Genomic DNA, 17,130 nt, shown 5'->3' on the forward strand with positions numbered 1-17,130 from the left:
GGTATTGTCATCCGATATAAGCTCCCGGCAGGCCCATCAGTTCAGCGAAGGCTTCAAGAGGACGATCGCCACGGACTTCGAGGCGTGGCAGACCGAAGAGATTATCGGAAAATGTGGCTTTTGCCGGTCGTGTCGTGAAGCCGATCCCGTAGCGGGCAAGCGCCAGAATGCCCGGGACCCTGAAGTCTGTTCCGCCATAAGGAAGTGCGATCGATTCCACGGAGCTGCCCAGCCGGCTTTGCAGCGCATTGCGCGATCGCATGGCTTCGGCCAGCAGGGCTTCGTTGTCCATCGCACTGGCTGGTGTGTGGGATGCGAGGTGGGAGCCGAAGCTGATGCCCTTCTGGTGCAACTCCTGAATATGCGACCACGACATCAGCGGTGCAGGCTCTCCATAGGCCGAATCCCAGTCCGACCGACCGCCGACTTTATCAGTCACGACGAATACGTCAGCGCTGAAATCATTCTCGGCAAGGATCGGGAAGGCGTCCTCCAGGAAATCCGAGTAGGCATCGTCGAAAGTCAGCATGACGGGCCGGCCCTGGATCGGCTTGCCGCTGCGCAGAAGCCCCGCCAGGGTCTGCGCCGTCACCGTGTAAAAGCCCTGTCGCCGAAGGAACTGCATCTGCTTGCGGAAGATCTCCGGCGGCGTGCGGAAGCGCTGGAGTGCCGCGGGTCCTTGCTCTGCGATCCTGTGATACATGAGGATGGGGACCGAGGTCGTGACCTCCGTCGTCCATGCCGCCCCACGCTCAGTCCCAGCCGGGCCCCAGATGATGTGCTTTGCTACATCCGCGTCCAGGGGAGTTCCATGCCGCTCGACCCGCAGGACAGGATCTGCCACCGGGCCTTTTCTAAACCGGTGGATGGCGTAAAGTTCGGTTTCGATCGTCTCTTCCAGGGCCAGCTCAGCTTGTGCGGCTAACAGCTGTTTGATCGTCCCGACACCGAAAGGATTGTCCCAATCGAAACCGGTCCGGTTGGGTTCGTCCCGGCGGATATGTGCGTGAGCAGTGATCAGGTAGCCATTCGGCTTCACCGCTGCGGCCATCTTCTGACAAACCGCCGCAAGCATCTCCTCGTCTTTCATGTAGTAAAGGACTTCGGAGCAGACGATGAGGTCCTGTTCGGGCGGAACATCGCTCTTGACGAAGTCAAGCACGCGAAGCTCGATGTTGCGATGGTCGCGGCACCGCTCGACAGCCCGGTCGATTGCCCGCTGGGAAATGTCCGTGGCCGTCACCCGGCCAACCTTTTGCGCCAGCTTCTCGGTAAAGATCCCCTCGGCGCAGGCGAGCTCGAGGGCCTTCTCGATCCCTTCCGGGATCAGGCTCAACGTCTGCGCATATTTAACCTGCTCGTAGACGGAGACGTAATTCCATGGATCCGGGCGTTCAAAGATATGCTCCCAGTACTCTTCTTCCGACTGAACGGGGGCAGCTCCCTTTTTTTCGTCGGGCCGCAGCCGAGTGGGATTTCGGAACCGTGGAGCCAGACCGCGTTGGAGATTTTGCAGCATGTCGGACAGTCGGGCGTCGTTGTCTTGTTTGTCACTTGGCGCGCAGGCAAGAAGAGCGTTGCGCCCGATACGCACCAAAATTCGTTCGAGACGTCCTCGCCGCTGGCCATTCCGGATGATCAGCCCGCCGAAGGCTCTGTAGCCGCGCAATGCCTCCCTTGTCCACGAACTGATATAGACGAGCGTGGGCGGCATCTGCAGATGTTCTTCTGCCTGCATCTCATGCATGATCAGCCTGATCTGCGCGCGGATCGAAAGATCGCCCCAGAATGGCCCGACAAAGGAGCCGACATGTTGCCCGCCGGACACGGCGTGCATGATGAGCGTGTCGGCTGCCTCGGCCTTGGGGATTCGCGAAAGCGTTTCGAGAGCGACACTGACCACCTGGACATTGCCAAGCGTGAATGACCGCAAAGGGTTTGCGGCGGATATGTGCCAAGAAGCGGCCTCAATGATCTTGCGCCCAGTGCCAGGCTGGGAATGACTCTGAATCAGCTGGATGAGCAAAAGAAACGTCGGCCGCCATTTATCGAGCACATCAATGAGATCGTCGGCCCGATCAGTAGAGAGCCCGGTTTGCAGGCCATGTAGGACTACACCGGCAAGAAAGTTTTCGTAGCCCGCGGCGTCCGGCATCTCAGGCAGAAGTGCTGCAAGGGCTGCAATATCCAAAGTCGGATCGAGCTTGGTCGCGACGACCCAGGCTAGCATGCGCAGTTGGCTGACGGGGGACGCGATCCAGCCTGTCTCCGGCCCCTCGGCCGACAAGCCTTGCTGCGTCTGCAGCGCTTGCGCCTTCGATGTCACGCGAATGGCGTCACGCACCATCTTGATTGGATCGCCGGAGAGCGAGTCCGCCTTCATGCGATAGAAAGCGAGGCACTTGTCGACACCACGAAATTCGGCGCCGGAAAAGGCCATGCGAAGCCAGAGATCCCAGTCCTCGCAGGTCTGCAAGGTCTCATCCATGCCTCCCAAAAGCTCAAAAAGGCTTCTGGGAAAGACAACCGTATGGATGGCGAGTGCACAAAAGGAGGAGAACTCACGCTTGGCAACGTCTCCCGTCAAGATGGGAGGTTGTTCTACCTGCATAAGCCTGCCGTCTGGGGCGACGCGGCGGAAGGCGCAATAGGCGATGGCTGCTGGAGATGAATCCGCCGCCACTGGCTGCATGTTTTCGATGAAGGTCGGATCCAGCCAGTCGTCGGCATCCAGCATGCAGAGCAGGGGAGCGACAGCGAGGCGCGCGGCATGGTTCCGCGCCGCGGCCGCACCCGCATTCGGCTGACGGGCGGGGAGAATGCGGCTGTCCGTTTTTGCGATGCTCTCGAGAACCTCCCAGGTGCGGTCGGTCGAACCGTCATCGACTACGACAGCCTGCCAGTTCGATCGCGACTGCTGCTGCAGGCTGGCAAGACATTCTGCAAGCGTATCGGCTGCGTTATAGGCGGGGATGAGGAATGAAATGTCAGACGTCGCTGCGATCACCATGCGGGCCTCTTCCATCGCCGCAGAACGTAGAGAGCGCCGTTAACGCTTCCGAGCATCTCCTGCTTCAGGAAGACGTCGTGCGACGTCGTGCCTTTGCGAAGACGTCTTCGGAGCCTTCCGGCGTAATATTTCGGAAACGAGAGCAGGATGCGCCGCAGATTGGCGTTATTTCCCGTGTTCTGATACTGGACCAGCAGGGCTGCGACATGGCCACTCATATATTGGTAGATCTGTTTGGCGAGCCCCTTCATATCCTTGCGATGAAAGTGCCAGGCCACCGCCGTCGGCTCGTAGCGGCAGACATGGCCATGATGGAGGAGCCGGTTCCAGTATTCGGAATCGCCTGAGCATCCGGCAGCGCCCATGTCCAGGCGGACATCGAACAGGCCGATCTCGTCGAAGACCTTGCGGCGGATGGCCTGGCTTGCGCCGGCCCCTATCGTCCAGACCGGAGCGCCGTAACGTGTATCCCTGGTATAGAAGTCCTGATTGAAATCCTGCCGCAGATAGCCCCGGCCGAAACTCCAATGCTTTTCGAAGATAAACTGTGCAGGCGTTGCGAGTTCTCCGGGAAGGACCAACCCGGTTACGCAGGCGATCTCCGGCAGATCGAAACCCTTCATCAGGTTCTCCAGCCATCGCTGGTGGAGAACTACGTCATCGTCCGTAAACGCGACGAATTCGGTTCTCGCCGCACGAACCGCCGCATTGCGCGCATAATCCAACCCGACCCGATCTTCACGGACATAGGTTGCGCCCGATTCCTCTACCACGCGACGCGTTGCCTCGCCTGCAGAGGCATTATCCACCACAATGATCTCGACGGGGCTAAGCGACTGTTTGGGGATCGAGGCCAGGCACCGGCGTAGTTCCTCCGGCCGGTCCTTTGTGCAAATCAGAATGCTGACGTCGCGGTTGCGCACAGGGGTTTGCGCGACTTGACGCGCATGCTCGAGCGTCTCGGGCAGCACGACACGCTCGGCGAGCGCCGCCGCCGTCTCGGGCATTTCGATATAGGCTTGTCCGACGGGAAGACCATCCGACAGAAAGACCACGAGCCCATCGGAGACAGGGGGCGAAACGGCATCGAGGTGAGAGGTGGCGAGATCGAGATAGTGAATCGGTACGGGAAAACTTATATCCTTCAGATCGGACGGAATTGGTTCTCGCATCATCACTCTCTCAATCGCACCGTGAACATACGCCACCTGCACCCAGGACGCGAGTCTCGAAAGTCATTATGGTTTATTCTGCAGCGTGCGCCTTCATTTGGTCCCTGAACCAATCGAGCGTCATCGCCACGCCCTGTTCGTAGGTGATTTTGCACGACCACTCGGGCATGACATAGTGCGCGTTGGTCAAGTCCGGCCGTCTGTTCGTGGGGTCCTGCGGCGGTGACGGCTCGAAGACGATCGGCACGCCGCCAACGAGTCTGGAGACATATTGCGCGACCTCGAGAACCGAAATCTCGCGATCATTGCCGACGTTCAGGGGCCCCTTGTAGTCGGTTTTATTTATCCAGAAATATCGCGCGAAACCATCGACAACGTCATCGACATAGCCCCAGCTGCGTGACTGAAGGCCGTCACCGAACACGGTAATCGGGCGACCCGAAAGCGCCTGGGTGATGAAGTTGGAGACCGCGCGCCCATCGTCGGAGCGTGTCCGGGGACCATAGATATTGAAGGGACGAACGATCTTGACGTCGAGCCCTTGGGTACGCTGCATCTCGAACAGCAGCGACTCCGTGCATCTTTTGCTCTCGTCGTAGGACGAGCGCGGTCCGGTGCAGTCGACCTGGCCTTTGTAGGATTCCGGCTGCGGCGACACCAGAGGATCGCCATAGACTTCGGAAGAAGAAGTGAAACCGAAACGTCCGCCCTTCTTCAGCAAGTCGAGCAAGCGGAACGCCCCGAGGAGATTGGCGGAGATCGTTCTCTTCGGCTCCTTCATGTACCACGGCGGCGATGCGGGGGATGCAAGGTGATAGATTTCGTCGAATTTATCCGAGGTCTGCAGCGTCTCGACGTCGGATTTCACGAAGTGGAAACGGGGGTCCCTGATGTGCGCGATATTCTCGAAAAGCCCGGTCCAGAGGTTGTCAACAACGACCAGCTTCTGAATATCCGTCCTCAGCAAAAGTCGGTCACACAAGTGGGATCCGATGAATCCAGCCCCGCCAGAAATCAATACGCTCTTCATTGCTTTGCGCCTCGTGACTTGAGATAAGGTACTTGTCTATTAGCATCGCCTGTATTGCATGACAATTACTTAGAGAAATTCTAAGAAATACTCTCTTATTAATGTTAATCGTTAGATGTACCTACTTTAACGTGTCGCTGCCGATGCCGCGCTCGATAACGAGCAATCGCGCCGGACCGGATGCTACAGATGATCGTTGCGCGATCATCACGAGCTGCCCAATCTCGACTATCCATGAGAAGGCCGCCATCATCTGCGGGTTCGATCGAAGGAATCGGCATGGTATCGAGAACCTCTCCAACGAGTTTCGGATCCAGAGCTGAGGTTGCCTCATCGAAAAGCATGTCGCTCGATGGAACGGGCATCCCGAATGTGTGCAATATTTTCGAAAGGTCCGGTGCAAAGATTGTCAACAACAACGAGTTTCTAGATATCCTTCCTAAGCAGCGGTCGATCGCATAAATGCGATCCAATGAAGCTGGCCAGAAGTTAATACGTTTCTCACGGATTCTGCCTCGTTACTTAAGAATATATTATTGTTATTACAGTGAGCGACGGTTTTGTATAGGCACGAAGTCCGTGGTGGATCGGACTTTGGTCTGAGTTTGCGCGCGCGGAAACGGTCGTCATCGAAGTCGCATGCCGCCGCCGTCGGCACGGTGCTTTTGGTCTGGGCTTTCAACGGCGCGATGATCGCCGATCTCGATTTCCCGCCATTCATGGTCACGCTGGGCATGCTGTCGATGGCGCAAAACCCGGCGATGGTCGCATCGAACCACACCGTCGTCTTCCAGCTTAGTTTCGACTACGACAGGCTTCTGGCGCTGGGTGGCGGCTGGTTTCTCGGGACCGCCAACCCGGTTCTCACCATGGTCGTTCTGGCGCTTCTGACCGGCTTCGTGCTGCGCATCAAGCCTTGATAATTGAGGTCAGCCCTCTGGGGGCGACGCAAACCGGCTCGCATCGAACAGGTCTGTGGCGGCGACCGGAATGATATCCTTACCTGCTATCGCGGCATTGACCTCACGATGAACCGTGCGGGGAGAAACGCGAGGCGCGTTCAATCCCATCACCTCGCCAGGAGAATGCAACGCCCATTTCATCAGCGCCGCGTCGGACGTCGGTTCAAAGAAACTTGCTTCTTCCCAGGAAGCGGTCATGGGCAGGGAGGCGATCATATCAGCGCCCTGCTTGGAGGCCTGGTGTGCAACACGGAGGGGTTCGAAGCGGGCGTAGGCCGGCAACGCAGGCGTCGGTTTAGCCGGAAGCGCATCAATTGGGCCGATCGACGCAGTCTCCAGTTTGTCATCTGCGCCCGCGTCGTGCTCGAGGGCGGGCGGCCGCATCGCCGGTATCGGAATCGCCAAAGATGAAAGAGCCGGAGCGGATCGTTTGTCATCCCGCTCGACCGTGCCGGTCTGCAGCGCCAGAGCATTCAATGCCCGGCTTCGGGGCGCAGGCAGAAGCGCGGTCACGAGCTTATTGTCCGTGGTGTCGCCGCTCGGCCTGGTCGATGCTCCTGCGTCTTCGTCTTCTCCCGCGGTGCTGGCGATCTGGATCGAGGAGGGGCCGACGCGCTCCTTGTAGTTCGCAATCGCCTGATTGTATCCCGGCAGCGGCCGGCCATCGGCCGGGAGATGCATCGTCTGCCCATTCGGAAATATTCGCGCGAGTTCTTGCCGGGACATGCGGGGCCAAGCCCTGACGTTGCCGACGTCGAGATGCACGAAGGGAGATCCCGAGGTCGGATAATATCCGACACCGCCGACCTGCATCTGCATCGCAAGCGCACGCAGCGTCGAAAGCTTGACGCCGGGAACGTAGAAATCCATCGCCTTGCCCAGCATGTGCTGGCTCTTCTTGGCGACGCCCGTGCTGCGCGAACGGTTGCGGAGCATGTTGTTGGTGGTGGGCGAACGATAGGCGGAGACGATGTGGATGTAGTCCTTGCCGCCGCTGCGCTTATACACCTCCCAGACCAGGTCGAGCAGCCGGGGATCCATCCGGGTCGGCTCATTCCTTCGCCAGTCGCGCAGAAACCGATTGATCTGGGCTAGGCCCTTCGGATCGAACTTTCCGTCCCGCTTGTAGGTGATCGTGGCCCTCTCGCCCGTATGGGTAAAGTACAGCTTCAGGGCGCGATCTTCCGCCGAGGCAAATGATGCAGAACCGATAAGCGCCGGGAGCGCAAACAGAGCCGGCAGAATGGTCTTCGCGACAAACCGTTCCGCACGCGACAGGAGCGTGGCAATTCCGCCCAAGGCTCCGCCCGATAATCCTTGCACTGGATACTTCAACACGAACAATCCCGCCCACACCAAACACTCGACGACGTGCGGGAAATTCCGCATCCATCGCGCTCAGTAAAGCCAGCTTATGGTCAACAAATTCCTAACAGGGGATGCGGAAGCTCGGCGAATTGAGGCTGCGGGTCATCCCAAGCGCAATCGGACCCTGCGCCCGCGGGAGGAGAGCATCGAGCGCATTGTGTGCTGCTCTGAAATCCCCGCCGCTCTGAAACGGTTACAACCGCTCCCGACCTTCAGTCTCCCGAACACGCGACCTCAACTCCCGCCTAGCGGCTGACCAGAACATGCATCGACCTTAAACCCGGATCAATCAATAGGGCGGGCCAGCTGGGAATGAGGCATTCAATGCGTTGTTAACCGCCAGCCTCGTCGATCGGTAGAGACGCGACGGTTGCCCAGAAATGCGTACCTCGGTCGGAACTGGAAAAATTCGCTCAACAAACTCTAGATATGTCCTCAGAAGTTTGGACTATCCTCATGGCTCTCCAACTCAGGGCACCCCCTGATGTTGCCGAAACCGATCGTTCGCCGGTCGCCCGATTCATCCAGACCTCTAAGCACGATGACATTGTCATCCTGCTGTATAATCTCGCTACGATAGATGCCGGCCCGAAGCGCCCGGTTTTTCGCCTGGCTTATGTTGCATTGCCCGGGCCGCGGAGTGACGTGCCAGTATCTCGTCCCTTGCCCATCCGACTGCCATCCGCCCGAAGCTGCGAATCCCGACAGGCTGGATAGCAGTATCCCAGACGCCAATATTACGCTGCCTAGAACCAGTTTCATGTAACCTCCGTAAGCCGCGGCAGGGCTCGTCTTCATTCTGCTTGTCCTGTTTTCAACGGACAACCGGGTTTCCCATGGCGTCACCACATTAGGTGGCTCGCGCTAACACTGTGCTAACGCCGGCTTCGGCGCCAATTTGCGGATACTGAAAACAAGGGTTTTTCGACACGGTTCGCCTTTTGCTACCGATGTCGCTGCTCGGAGGAAGAGCAAGTAAAGGGGGCAATAATTCAATAATTTCAATGTGTTTTGTGGCGCACCCGACAGGATTCGAACCTGTGACCTTTGGAATCGGAATCCAACACTCTATCCAGCTGAGCTACGGGTGCATGCCGAAGGCGGTTTGAATCGCCTGTCCGATGGGTGGTTCTTAGCCTAGCTTGCGGCCGGCTTCAATCGCGAAATTCTCAGAAATACGGGTGCTTGCGCTTTGCAGGGTGTTTTTATCCGTCAGCCTGGGAACGCTGCACAAAAAAACTCCGCCGGCCTTGAGGGCGGCGGAGCGTTGTTGTCGCGGGCTGTCGCCTGGCGGCGGTCAGATCTGCATGGCGCCGGGGCCGGGGATGGCCTTGGACGGCACCTTGCCGAGGATGATCATGCCGAGGACTTCGTCCTTGGTCACGTCCTCGGTGCGGGCGTGGCCGACGACCTGGCCGTTCTTCATCACCGAGACGCGGTCAGCGAGGTCGAAGACGTCGTGGATGTCGTGGCTGATGAGGAAGATGCCGATGCCTTCCTTCTTCAATTGCTTGATCAGCTCGCCGACCTGCGCCGTCTCCTGGGGGCCGAGCGCTGCCGTCGGCTCGTCCATGATCAGGATGCGGGCATTGAAGAGGATCGCCCGCGCAATCGCCACCGATTGCCGCTGGCCGCCCGAGAGCGCCTTTACCGGCTCCTTGAAGCGCTTGAAGTTGGGGTTGAGCCGCCCCATCACCTCGCGGGCCGAGGCTTCCATCGCGACGTCGTCGAGCGTGCCCCAGCGGGTTTTCAGCTCGCGGCCGAGATAGAGGTTGGCAGCGGCGTCGACATTGTCGGCGACGGCGAGCGTCTGGTAGATCGTCTCGATGCCGTATTTCTTGGCATCGCGCGGATTGCGGATGTCGGCAGGCTCGCCGTTGATCAGGATCTCGCCACCGTCACGCTTGTAGGCGCCGGAGAGGATCTTGATGAGCGTCGACTTGCCGGCGCCGTTGTGGCCGAGCAATGCCACGACTTCGCCGGGGTAGAGATCGACCGAGGCATTGTCCACGGCATGGATGCCGCCGAAGGAGATCGAGATGTTTTTCAGTTCCACGAGGGGAGTGCGTTGATCAGCCATGTCTAGGGCTCCTCTCACTTGGCACGGGCGCGGTAGACGGTGTCGAGCCAGACCGCCACGACAAGGACGGTGCCGACGACGACGCTCTGCAGCGGCGTATCGACATGTGCGAGCACCATGCCTGACTGCAGCGACTGCATGACGAGCGCGCCGAGCATGGCGCCGGCGATGGTGCCGGTGCCGCCCGCCAGCGACGTTCCGCCAATGACGGCGGCGGCGATGGTGTAGAGCTCATCGAGCGTACCCTGCGAGTTCGTAGCGGCATTGAGGCGGGCGGTGGAGATCGCCGCTGCAATGGCTGCGAGAATGCCCATCAGCGCGAAGATGCGCACGGTGACCCAGCGGGTCTTGATACCGGCGAGCTCGGCCGCTTCGGGGTTGCCGCCAATCGCGAAGACGTAGCGGCCGAAGCGCAGGCGCGTGGCGATGAAGGTCATGATGATGCCGACGACGATGGCAATCAGCACCGGCACGGCGATGCCGTAGGGAATGTCCAGGCCGGTTTCGGGCCAGGGAATATTGTTGGTCTCGGCATATTTCTTGGCGATGTTGATCGGCCAGTAATAGCTGTTGGCGATCCAGACCGCGCCGAGGATGAGCACGCAGCTCAGGACGGCGAGGAAATATTCAGCCCACATCGGCCGGCGCGGGAAACCGAAGCGCCGGCGCTGCCGGCGCGAGCCGACGATGCTTGCGATGACGAAGAGGCAGGCGCAGATGCCGACGATCCAGCTCCAGGTGGCGCCGATCGAGCCTTCGGCGCCGCCGCCCATGATGCGGAAGGTCTGGTCCATCGGGGCAACCGTCTGGCCGCTGGTGACGAGCCAGGTCGCGCCGCGCCAGACGAGCAGGCCGCCGAGCGTGACGATGAAGGAGGGAACGTTGAGGAAGGCGATGATGATGCCCTGGAAGGCGCCGATCAGGCAACCTGCCGCCAATCCGACCAGCAGCGTGATCGCCCAGGTGAAGGGGCTGTCGAAGCCGATATATTCCGGCAGGATCTTGGCCTGCGTCACGCCCATGATCATGCCGCAGAGGCCGAGCACGGAACCGACCGAAAGGTCGATGTTGCGGGTAACGATGATCAGCACCATGCCCGTCGTCATGACGGCGATGTCGGTCGTCTGGACCGAGAGGTTCCAGAGATTGCGCGGGGTCAGGAAGAGGCCGCCGGTGATGATGTGGAAACCGATCCAGATAATGATGAGCGCGCCGATCATGCCGAGCAGACGCGTGTCGATCTCGGTGGCGCGGAAGAAGCGGGTGACCGGACTGGCTTCCGCCGCTCGCGGTCCGCTTGATGTTGTGGATTTTACCATTTCGGCCATGGGTTTGCCGTTCCCCCACTTTGTTTGGACGGACGCGCCGGCGTGCTAGAGGCTGCCATCGGCGTCATGCGTCTGTTCTTCAACTCACCATCGCGATGCTTCCGGAAACCGGTCGCGTGGCGTCGCGACACCCTTCCGGCAGGGAATGAAAACCCGCGATGGTGCGGCGAGGCGGAGAAAACTTCGTCGTTGGAATTCTCATCCGCATCCGGCGCCGCAACGGTGTTCCGCTGCGGCGCCGGCAATTCCAGTTTACAAGCCTTGGCTTACTTGCAGGCAGCGACGCTGTCGGCCTTGACGCCCTGGCACGCTTCCGCCTTGGAGATCCAGCCGGCGTCGATGACGACGTTCAGATTGTCCTTGGTGATCGCAAGCGGCTTCAAGAAGACCGACTGCATTTCGACGCCCTTGGGGCCGCCCTTGAAAGCCTGGGCGCCGTCGATCTTGCTCATGTCCTTGCCGCCGGCGAGGTCGAGAGCGATTTCAGCGGCGCGCTTGCCGAGTTCGCGGCTGTCCTTCCATACGGAAACCGTCTGCGTGCCGAGAGCGATGCGGTTGAGTGCTGCCTTGTCACCGTCCTGGCCGGAAACCGGAACGGAGCCGGCGAGGCCCTGCGCGTCGAGAGCAGCGATCGCGCCGCCGGCGGTGCCGTCGTTCGATGCGACAACGGCGTCAACCTTGTTGTTGTTGGCGGTCAGGAACTGCTCCATGTTGCGCTGAGCGTTCTCCGGCAGCCAGCCGTCGGTATAGGCCTCGCCGACATTCCTGATCTTGCCGGCGTCGATGGCGGCCTTCAGCACTTCCTGCTGGCCCGAGAACAGGAAGTCGGCATTCGGATCGGAAGACGAACCCTTGATGAAGACGTAATTGCCTTCCGGCTTGGCCTTGAAAACGCCTTCAGCCTGCAGGCGGCCGACTTCCTTGTTGTCGAAGGTGATGTAGAAGGCAGCCGGGTTTTCGATCAGGCGGTCATAGCCGACGACGGGGATGCCTTCAGCGGCGGCCTTCTCGATGGCCGGGCCGATGGCATCGGAGTCCTGGGCGAGAATGATCAGCGCGTTGGCGCCCTGCGAAATCAGCGATTCGACGTCGGTAAGCTGCTTTGCGGCAGAAGACTGCGCGTCAGCGGAAATATACTTGGCGCCCTTGGCTTCGAGAGCCTTCTTGATGGCGGCTTCGTCCGTCTTCCAGCGTTCTTCCTGGAAATTCGACCAGGAAACACCGACGACGAGATCGGCAGCCATGGCAGCGGTATGCACGGAAACGAGGATGGCCGCGCCGGCCATCAATTTCAAAATAGACTTCATAATGTCCTCCCGAGTGGATTGCGACCGGCCCAGCCCATGCTTCCTCCGGCCACCGCGAATAGCTGTCGAGAAAGGTTCGGATTTTTTTCTCGACAGTCGAGAAATTTAGTGTCAGAGATTTTTTCAACTGTCAACACTGCACTGCCAGCTTAATTTCCTTGCGAAACATCGGCTGGAGATGCAGTGGAAACCACGGGAAGAGCAAGCAGGAGGAGAGGGCGGCATTCATGCTGACCAAGTCGAGCACGGAGTTGGTCCGGCAGAGAAACAGCGTGCTCGTGCTGTCCGTGCTGCGTCGCCACGGTGCGCTCGCGCATACCGAAATATCCGATTCCACCGGGCTGTCATCGGCCACCATCTCGGCGATCACCACTGAGCTGGAAAAAGCCCAGATCATCGAAAAATCGGAACAGCAGCCGGCAAGCGGCCGCGGCCGGCCGCGCGTGCTGCTGCGCCAGCGGCGCGATTGCGGCTATCTCATCGTCGTCATCATCTCCTCGGATGCGGTGCAATATTCGCTGGTCGATTATGCCGGCAAGCTGATCGACCGCTTCAGCGAGGAACGTTCGCATGATCCGGCAGGCGCCGTCCGTTTTGTCGCGGCGGTGCGGGCCGGGCTTTTGCGCATTCTCGATCGCTCGAAGATCAGCCAAGAAAAGGTGCTGCTGATCTCGATCAGCAGCAAGGGGCTGGTCAATTCCACCGAGCCGGTTCTCGTCTGGTCGCCGATGTTCGGCAGCGACCAGATCGATTTCGAATCAGCACTCCGGCCGGAATGGCAGGCCAAGGTGATCCTCGACAACGAGACGCTGCTGGTCGCAGCGGCGCTCGGCGCGCGCGAGGAGATGGTAAAGGGCGCTGATTTCCGCTCGCTCGCAGCCCTTTCGCTTGGCCACAGCGTCGGTCTCGGCATCGTCAGGCGGGGGAACCAGACAGGCCAGGAAATATCGGCGCCCAATTTCGGGCACATGCTGCACATGGCCAATGGTGGGCTCTGCCGTTGCGGCACGCGCGGCTGCATCGAGGCCTATGCCGGTTTCTACGCGATTCTGCGCAGCGCCTTCGAGGTGCCGCTCGATACGATTCCGGCAAAGTTCGTGCCGGTGGCGGAACTCGACAAGATTGCTGCCAAGGCGCGCCAGGGCCACCGCGTCCCCGCCTTCGCCTTTCGCCAGGCGGGGCTGGCGCTTGGCAACGGGCTGTCGCGCATGCTGAGCCTGACGGAGCGCATGCCGATCGCCATCACCGGGCCGGGCACGCGTTATTACGACCTTCTTCGGCAAGGGATCGAAGAGGGTCTGGGGCAGTCGCATATCGTGCGCATGGAAGGCATGCCCGAGATCAGGGTAGTGGCCGACGAGCAGATCCTCGTCTTCGAAGGACATTTGAACCGGGCGCTGTCGGTGATCGACGAGGATATCGTTCTCTCGGGCGTTCAGGGAGCCCAAGCATCGGCGACTATTCAGGAATCGGGTTGAGGGTTTCTTTCAATCAAGCATATGGCTTTGGGGGCGCTGCGGCACGCCCCACAAAAAGATCCGAAAAATGCGAAATGGCCGGGCAAGTGCCCGGCCATCTCTTGCATGGCTTCCGGTCGGGAGAGAGCCGTCAGCCGATCTTGATGAGCTTGCCTTCCTTGACGGACTGGACCGCGGCATCGGCGAGTGCCAGCGCTGCGAGACCATCGGCACCGGAAGGCGAGATCTTCGAACCCTTCTCGATCGCGGCGATGAAGCTGGCGATCTCGTTGGCATAGGCTTCGGTATAGCGGGTCATGAAGAAATCGTGCAGCGGTGGGCGGGTGTAGCCTTCGCCGTTTGCGACCTCGATCGAAACAGGGCGCTGGTTTTCGGCCGAGACGAGGCCCTTGGAGCCGTGTGCCTCGATGCGCTGGTCGTAGCCATAGGTCGCGCGGCGGGAGTTGGATATGATGGCCTGCTTGCCGGATTTCGTCTGCAGGATCACCGAGACGCTGTCATAGTCACCAGCTTCGCCGATCGCCTTGTCGACGAGAACTGCAGCGGTCGCGAAAACCGACACCGGTTCTTCGCCGAGCAGGAAGCGGGCCATGTCGAAATCGTGGATCGTCATGTCGCGGAAGATACCGCCGGAGCGCTTGATATAGTCGACCGGCGGGGCGCCGGGGTCGCGCGAGGTGATCGTCACCATCTCGACATCGCCGATCTTGCCTTCGTCGATGACTTTGCGCACCGCCATGAAATGCGGGTCGAAGCGGCGGTTGAAGCCGACCATCAGCTTGGCGCCGGTCTCTTCCACCACCTTGATGCAGGCCTTGACGCGGGCGACGTCGAGATCGATCGGCTTTTCGCAGAAGATCGCCTTGCCGGCGCGGGCGAAGCGTTCGATCAGATCGGCATGGGTATCTGTCGGCGTGCAGATGACGACGGCGTCGATATCCTTGGCTGCCTCGATTGCCTCGATGGTGCGGACTTCGCAGCCATAGGCGGAGGCGATCGCTTCGGCAGCCTGCGGAAAGGCGTCGGCGACCGCGACGAGCGTCGCATTGGCGTCGCCGCTGACGGCCTTTGCATGGACCTTGCCGATGCGGCCGGCGCCGAGAAGACCAAATCTCACTGTCATTTTAACCTCCCTTGAATTCGGAACAAATAAACCGAATTGCCAAAATTCTGGAATTTTCATTCCATCTTCTGTGGACCGCGTCAAGCCCGCGGATCTTTCACATTTGCAAGATTCGAACCAGAGCCTTTCATGGTCGGATTGAAGTATTCTGCCGGAGCAGATTTTGGTCAGGGCAGAGCCGATCGCCTCCGATCCTGGCGGAAAGATGCCCGGCCTTTCAGCCAAGAGAATACTTTAATCTGACCAGGAAAGGCTCTAGAGACAATCGCGGCACGGGCCGAAGGCCGTGCGACAAATGCGACCGCGGGGCAGGAATGAAACTCATCGATCCGAATCATCCGGCATATCGGCGCCTCTGGGTGCGGATTGCCATCGTTGCCGTTTGCTTCGGCTGGGCCGTGGTCGAACTTGTCACCGGCGATCCGTTCTGGGCGGTGCTGGCAGGCGGGGCAGGCGCCTATTCCTTCTATATGCTGTTCTGGACCTTCAATCCGCAGCCTCCGGCCATCGAGCCGCCCGTGCAGCCTGACGCCGAGGACGAGGACGAACCCGCGGCGGCCGCTGAAAAATCTTCGAAGGACGGGCAGGCGGAATAGTCAGCGGCTCAATCGCCGCAGCGCTTCGTCGATCAGCAGATTGGCCAGCATCATGCGCTTCGTCGCATTGTCACGGAAGGGCAATTCTACGCCATCGGGATGATTGGCGCGCGCGAAGGCTCGGCGCTTCTCACGGAGTGTCAGCAGCGTATCGGCGGCGGAGATCGCCAGTTCGGCGGCAACCTCCTGCGGTGTCGTGCGGACGAGATGATCCGGCATGACGGGCTCGGCTGGAGGCGCAGGCGCCGGTTTCTCCACGACCCCAGCGGCGTCATCGAGATCCAGATTGTCGAAATAGGCTTGGCCGACGCGCTGCGAGGCGACTGAGACGCCCTCCATGACATCGAAGGCAAGGCCGGTGCCAAGACCGGAGACGCGATGGACGGTCGGCACTTCGGCGTCTTCGGCCGTCTCGTCCTCCGCCTTCAGCCGCTCGAGGACTGATTGAAATACCGATTGTCCGAACAGCATCCCGCCTACCTTGAGAGCATATCCGTTTTTCTTCGAATCACGGAAATGCTCTATCTTGTTGTTCACGCAATTCCGGACGCAAAACCGCTGCACACTTTTGCTGGAATTGCTCGAGGCGCATTAGAAGAGAGCAAGATGGCGCAGGGCTTGCGGCTGTCGTCAGCCGGCCTGCTTGTGGCTCTCCTCGAGGATGATGTCGTAGAGCAGCCGTGCACTCGGCGGCAGCGCCCGTTCCCTGGCCGTGATCATGCTGTAGGGTTTGACATTGATGTCGAAATCGATCGGCAGCATGCGCACATCAGAGGCATTCGAGCCCTGGCTGGCAAGGAACTGGGCGACGTCGACGGCAACGGGAGCGATCGCATCGGTTTCGCAGATGATGGCGCAGGTCAGAAGCAGCGAGGAGGTGTTGACGATGTTTTCGGGCAGGGCCACGCCACGCGACAGGAAAACGTCCTCGATCGTGCGGCGCAACAGCGTGCCCGGCGGCTGGAACACCCAATCGTAATCCCTGACGTCGGAGAGGCTGCTCGTCTTCTGCTTCATGAGTGGATGGCGGCTGCGCACGATCAGGCAAGCCCGTTCGATGCCGATCTCCGTCACCTCGAACAGGCGCGGGTTGAGATCATCGGGAATGCGACCGATGATGAAGTCATGGCGGGCGGCGAGCAGCTCGCGGGCAAGCACGTTGCTCGTCTCCACCTGGATGTTGATCTCGATGCCCGGATAGGCCTTGCGCACCTTGTTGATTGCCGGAACGACGAGGCTCATGGCCGGCGCCGTCACCGCGCCGATGAAGACCGAGCCGCCCTTGCCGCTTTTCAATTCACCGATCTCGCGGCTCGCCTCGCGCAGCTCCAGGAGGATCTTTCGAGCCCTTCGGGCGAGCGCTGCGCCGAAGGTCGTCAGCACCACGCCTCGGGCCACGCGCTCATAGAGCGACGTCTTGGTGATCGATTCCATTTCGGACAACATGCGCGATGCGGCGGGCTGCGAAATGTTCAGGACTTCCGCAGCTGCGGAAATCTGTCCACTATCTTCGATTGCGACGATCATGCGCAGGTGATTCAGCTTAAGTCCTGCACGCAAAAGGCCGTCATCGCCGAAATTATCGCTGTGGATATCGACGTGATCCATCAAAAATGGCTCAGAAATAACCGTCATGGTTGCAGCCTCCTCGCTGCGCTCCATCAAAAGTAATACTT

Annotated in this window: 13 protein-coding genes, 1 tRNA gene and 3 pseudogenes; 3 read left to right on the plus strand and 14 right to left on the minus strand. The window is 60.0% G+C overall.

From position 1 onward, the window contains the following. Positions 1-7: 7 nt before the first annotated feature. From C3Y91_RS21930 to C3Y91_RS38590, 5 genes and pseudogenes are all read right to left on the minus strand, one after another. A complete protein-coding gene (locus tag C3Y91_RS21930) occupies positions 8-3,010 on the minus strand; it encodes a trifunctional glycosyltransferase/class I SAM-dependent methyltransferase/polysaccharide deacetylase (protein WP_168575784.1) in 3,003 nt (1,000 codons plus the stop codon). After that, a complete protein-coding gene (locus C3Y91_RS21935; protein WP_130664958.1) occupies positions 3,004-4,224 on the minus strand; it encodes a glycosyltransferase family 2 protein in 1,221 nt (406 codons plus the stop codon). The genes C3Y91_RS21930 and C3Y91_RS21935 overlap by 7 nt, the downstream gene beginning before the upstream one ends. A gap of 31 nt (positions 4,225-4,255) precedes the next feature. Continuing rightward, positions 4,256-5,212: an NAD-dependent epimerase/dehydratase family protein gene (locus C3Y91_RS21940; protein WP_130682172.1), complete on the minus strand. Its 957-nt coding sequence runs from the start codon at positions 5,210-5,212 to the stop codon at positions 4,256-4,258. A gap of 260 nt (positions 5,213-5,472) precedes the next feature. After that, positions 5,473-5,556: pseudogene (gene glnQ, locus C3Y91_RS38440) on the minus strand (glutamine ABC transporter ATP-binding protein GlnQ); the annotation flags it as partial. Between the two features lie 13 nt (positions 5,557-5,569). Further along, positions 5,570-5,698: pseudogene (locus C3Y91_RS38590) on the minus strand (NAD-dependent epimerase/dehydratase family protein); the annotation flags it as partial. A 155-nt stretch (positions 5,699-5,853) separates the two neighbouring features. Here C3Y91_RS38590 and C3Y91_RS21955 point away from each other — a divergent pair. Continuing rightward, positions 5,854-6,120, plus strand: a pseudogene (locus tag C3Y91_RS21955) (hypothetical protein); the annotation flags it as partial. A gap of 21 nt (positions 6,121-6,141) precedes the next feature. On the opposite strand, the gene C3Y91_RS21960 reads toward C3Y91_RS21955, so the two are convergent. The 6 genes from C3Y91_RS21960 to xylF all read right to left on the minus strand — a co-directional run bounded on the left by C3Y91_RS21960 (position 6,142) and on the right by xylF (position 12,257). Then, positions 6,142-7,563 carry a peptidoglycan L,D-endopeptidase MepK gene (locus tag C3Y91_RS21960; RefSeq protein ID WP_130664956.1) on the minus strand — a complete coding sequence of 474 codons (1,422 nt, stop codon included), beginning with the start codon at positions 7,561-7,563 and terminating at the stop codon, positions 6,142-6,144. A gap of 414 nt (positions 7,564-7,977) precedes the next feature. Further along, the gene (locus C3Y91_RS38020; protein ID WP_018073828.1) at positions 7,978-8,340 is read right to left on the minus strand and encodes a hypothetical protein; all 363 of its coding nucleotides are present in this window, start codon (positions 8,338-8,340) and stop codon (positions 7,978-7,980) included. Between the two features lie 216 nt (positions 8,341-8,556). Next, positions 8,557-8,633, minus strand: a tRNA-Arg gene (locus tag C3Y91_RS21970). Positions 8,634-8,839: 206 nt separating this feature from the next. Beyond that, positions 8,840-9,622 carry an ATP-binding cassette domain-containing protein gene (locus C3Y91_RS21975; RefSeq protein ID WP_003561812.1) on the minus strand — a complete coding sequence of 261 codons (783 nt, stop codon included), beginning with the start codon at positions 9,620-9,622 and terminating at the stop codon, positions 8,840-8,842. 14 nt (positions 9,623-9,636) lie between these two features. Next, positions 9,637-10,950, minus strand: coding sequence for a sugar ABC transporter permease (locus C3Y91_RS21980; protein WP_017989150.1), 1,314 nt, complete (start codon positions 10,948-10,950; stop codon positions 9,637-9,639). A 266-nt stretch (positions 10,951-11,216) separates the two neighbouring features. Beyond that, positions 11,217-12,257: a D-xylose ABC transporter substrate-binding protein gene (gene xylF, locus C3Y91_RS21985; protein ID WP_168575785.1), complete on the minus strand. Its 1,041-nt coding sequence runs from the start codon at positions 12,255-12,257 to the stop codon at positions 11,217-11,219. A 227-nt stretch (positions 12,258-12,484) separates the two neighbouring features. Between xylF and C3Y91_RS21990 the strand changes: the two genes are divergently transcribed. After that, positions 12,485-13,735 carry an ROK family transcriptional regulator gene (locus tag C3Y91_RS21990; RefSeq protein ID WP_168575786.1) on the plus strand — a complete coding sequence of 417 codons (1,251 nt, stop codon included), beginning with the start codon at positions 12,485-12,487 and terminating at the stop codon, positions 13,733-13,735. Positions 13,736-13,865: 130 nt separating this feature from the next. Here C3Y91_RS21990 and iolG read toward each other — a convergent pair whose 3' ends face one another. Beyond that, positions 13,866-14,858 carry an inositol 2-dehydrogenase gene (gene iolG / locus C3Y91_RS21995; protein ID WP_027689236.1) on the minus strand — a complete coding sequence of 331 codons (993 nt, stop codon included), beginning with the start codon at positions 14,856-14,858 and terminating at the stop codon, positions 13,866-13,868. Between the two features lie 314 nt (positions 14,859-15,172). Between iolG and C3Y91_RS22000 the strand changes: the two genes are divergently transcribed. Then, the gene (locus C3Y91_RS22000) at positions 15,173-15,454 is read left to right on the plus strand and encodes a hypothetical protein (protein ID WP_024319447.1); all 282 of its coding nucleotides are present in this window, start codon (positions 15,173-15,175) and stop codon (positions 15,452-15,454) included. On the opposite strand, the gene C3Y91_RS22005 is transcribed toward C3Y91_RS22000, so the two are convergent. Both C3Y91_RS22005 and C3Y91_RS22010 read right to left on the minus strand, forming a co-directional pair. After that, positions 15,455-15,925 carry a hypothetical protein gene (locus C3Y91_RS22005; RefSeq protein ID WP_024319448.1) on the minus strand — a complete coding sequence of 157 codons (471 nt, stop codon included), beginning with the start codon at positions 15,923-15,925 and terminating at the stop codon, positions 15,455-15,457. 159 nt (positions 15,926-16,084) lie between these two features. Next, a complete protein-coding gene (locus C3Y91_RS22010; RefSeq protein ID WP_130701092.1) occupies positions 16,085-17,089 on the minus strand; it encodes a LysR family transcriptional regulator in 1,005 nt (334 codons plus the stop codon). Positions 17,090-17,130 lie beyond the last annotated feature (41 nt).

Origin of the sequence: Rhizobium ruizarguesonis, from assembly GCF_012349115.1 — a bacterium.
GTDB lineage: Bacteria > Pseudomonadota > Alphaproteobacteria > Rhizobiales > Rhizobiaceae > Rhizobium > Rhizobium ruizarguesonis.

What these genes read in the sequence shown, in the direction of transcription:
- C3Y91_RS38020 (WP_018073828.1), bottom strand. Translation starts at nt 8,340, where the DNA reads ATGAAGACGAGCCCTGCCGCGGCTTACGGAGGTTACATGAAACTGGTT.
- C3Y91_RS21940 (WP_130682172.1), bottom strand. Translation starts at nt 5,212, where the DNA reads ATGAAGAGCGTATTGATTTCTGGCGGGGCTGGATTCATCGGATCCCAC.
- C3Y91_RS21975 (WP_003561812.1), bottom strand. Translation starts at nt 9,622, where the DNA reads ATGGCTGATCAACGCACTCCCCTCGTGGAACTGAAAAACATCTCGATC.
- C3Y91_RS22000 (WP_024319447.1), top strand. Translation starts at nt 15,173, where the DNA reads ATGAAACTCATCGATCCGAATCATCCGGCATATCGGCGCCTCTGGGTG.
- C3Y91_RS21980 (WP_017989150.1), bottom strand. Translation starts at nt 10,950, where the DNA reads ATGGCCGAAATGGTAAAATCCACAACATCAAGCGGACCGCGAGCGGCG.
- C3Y91_RS21960 (WP_130664956.1), bottom strand. Translation starts at nt 7,563, where the DNA reads ATGCGGAATTTCCCGCACGTCGTCGAGTGTTTGGTGTGGGCGGGATTG.
- C3Y91_RS21930 (WP_168575784.1), bottom strand. Translation starts at nt 3,010, where the DNA reads ATGGTGATCGCAGCGACGTCTGACATTTCATTCCTCATCCCCGCCTAT.
- iolG (WP_027689236.1), bottom strand. Translation starts at nt 14,858, where the DNA reads ATGACAGTGAGATTTGGTCTTCTCGGCGCCGGCCGCATCGGCAAGGTC.
- C3Y91_RS21990 (WP_168575786.1), top strand. Translation starts at nt 12,485, where the DNA reads ATGCTGACCAAGTCGAGCACGGAGTTGGTCCGGCAGAGAAACAGCGTG.
- xylF (WP_168575785.1), bottom strand. Translation starts at nt 12,257, where the DNA reads ATGAAGTCTATTTTGAAATTGATGGCCGGCGCGGCCATCCTCGTTTCC.
- C3Y91_RS22005 (WP_024319448.1), bottom strand. Translation starts at nt 15,925, where the DNA reads ATGCTGTTCGGACAATCGGTATTTCAATCAGTCCTCGAGCGGCTGAAG.
- C3Y91_RS22010 (WP_130701092.1), bottom strand. Translation starts at nt 17,089, where the DNA reads ATGACGGTTATTTCTGAGCCATTTTTGATGGATCACGTCGATATCCAC.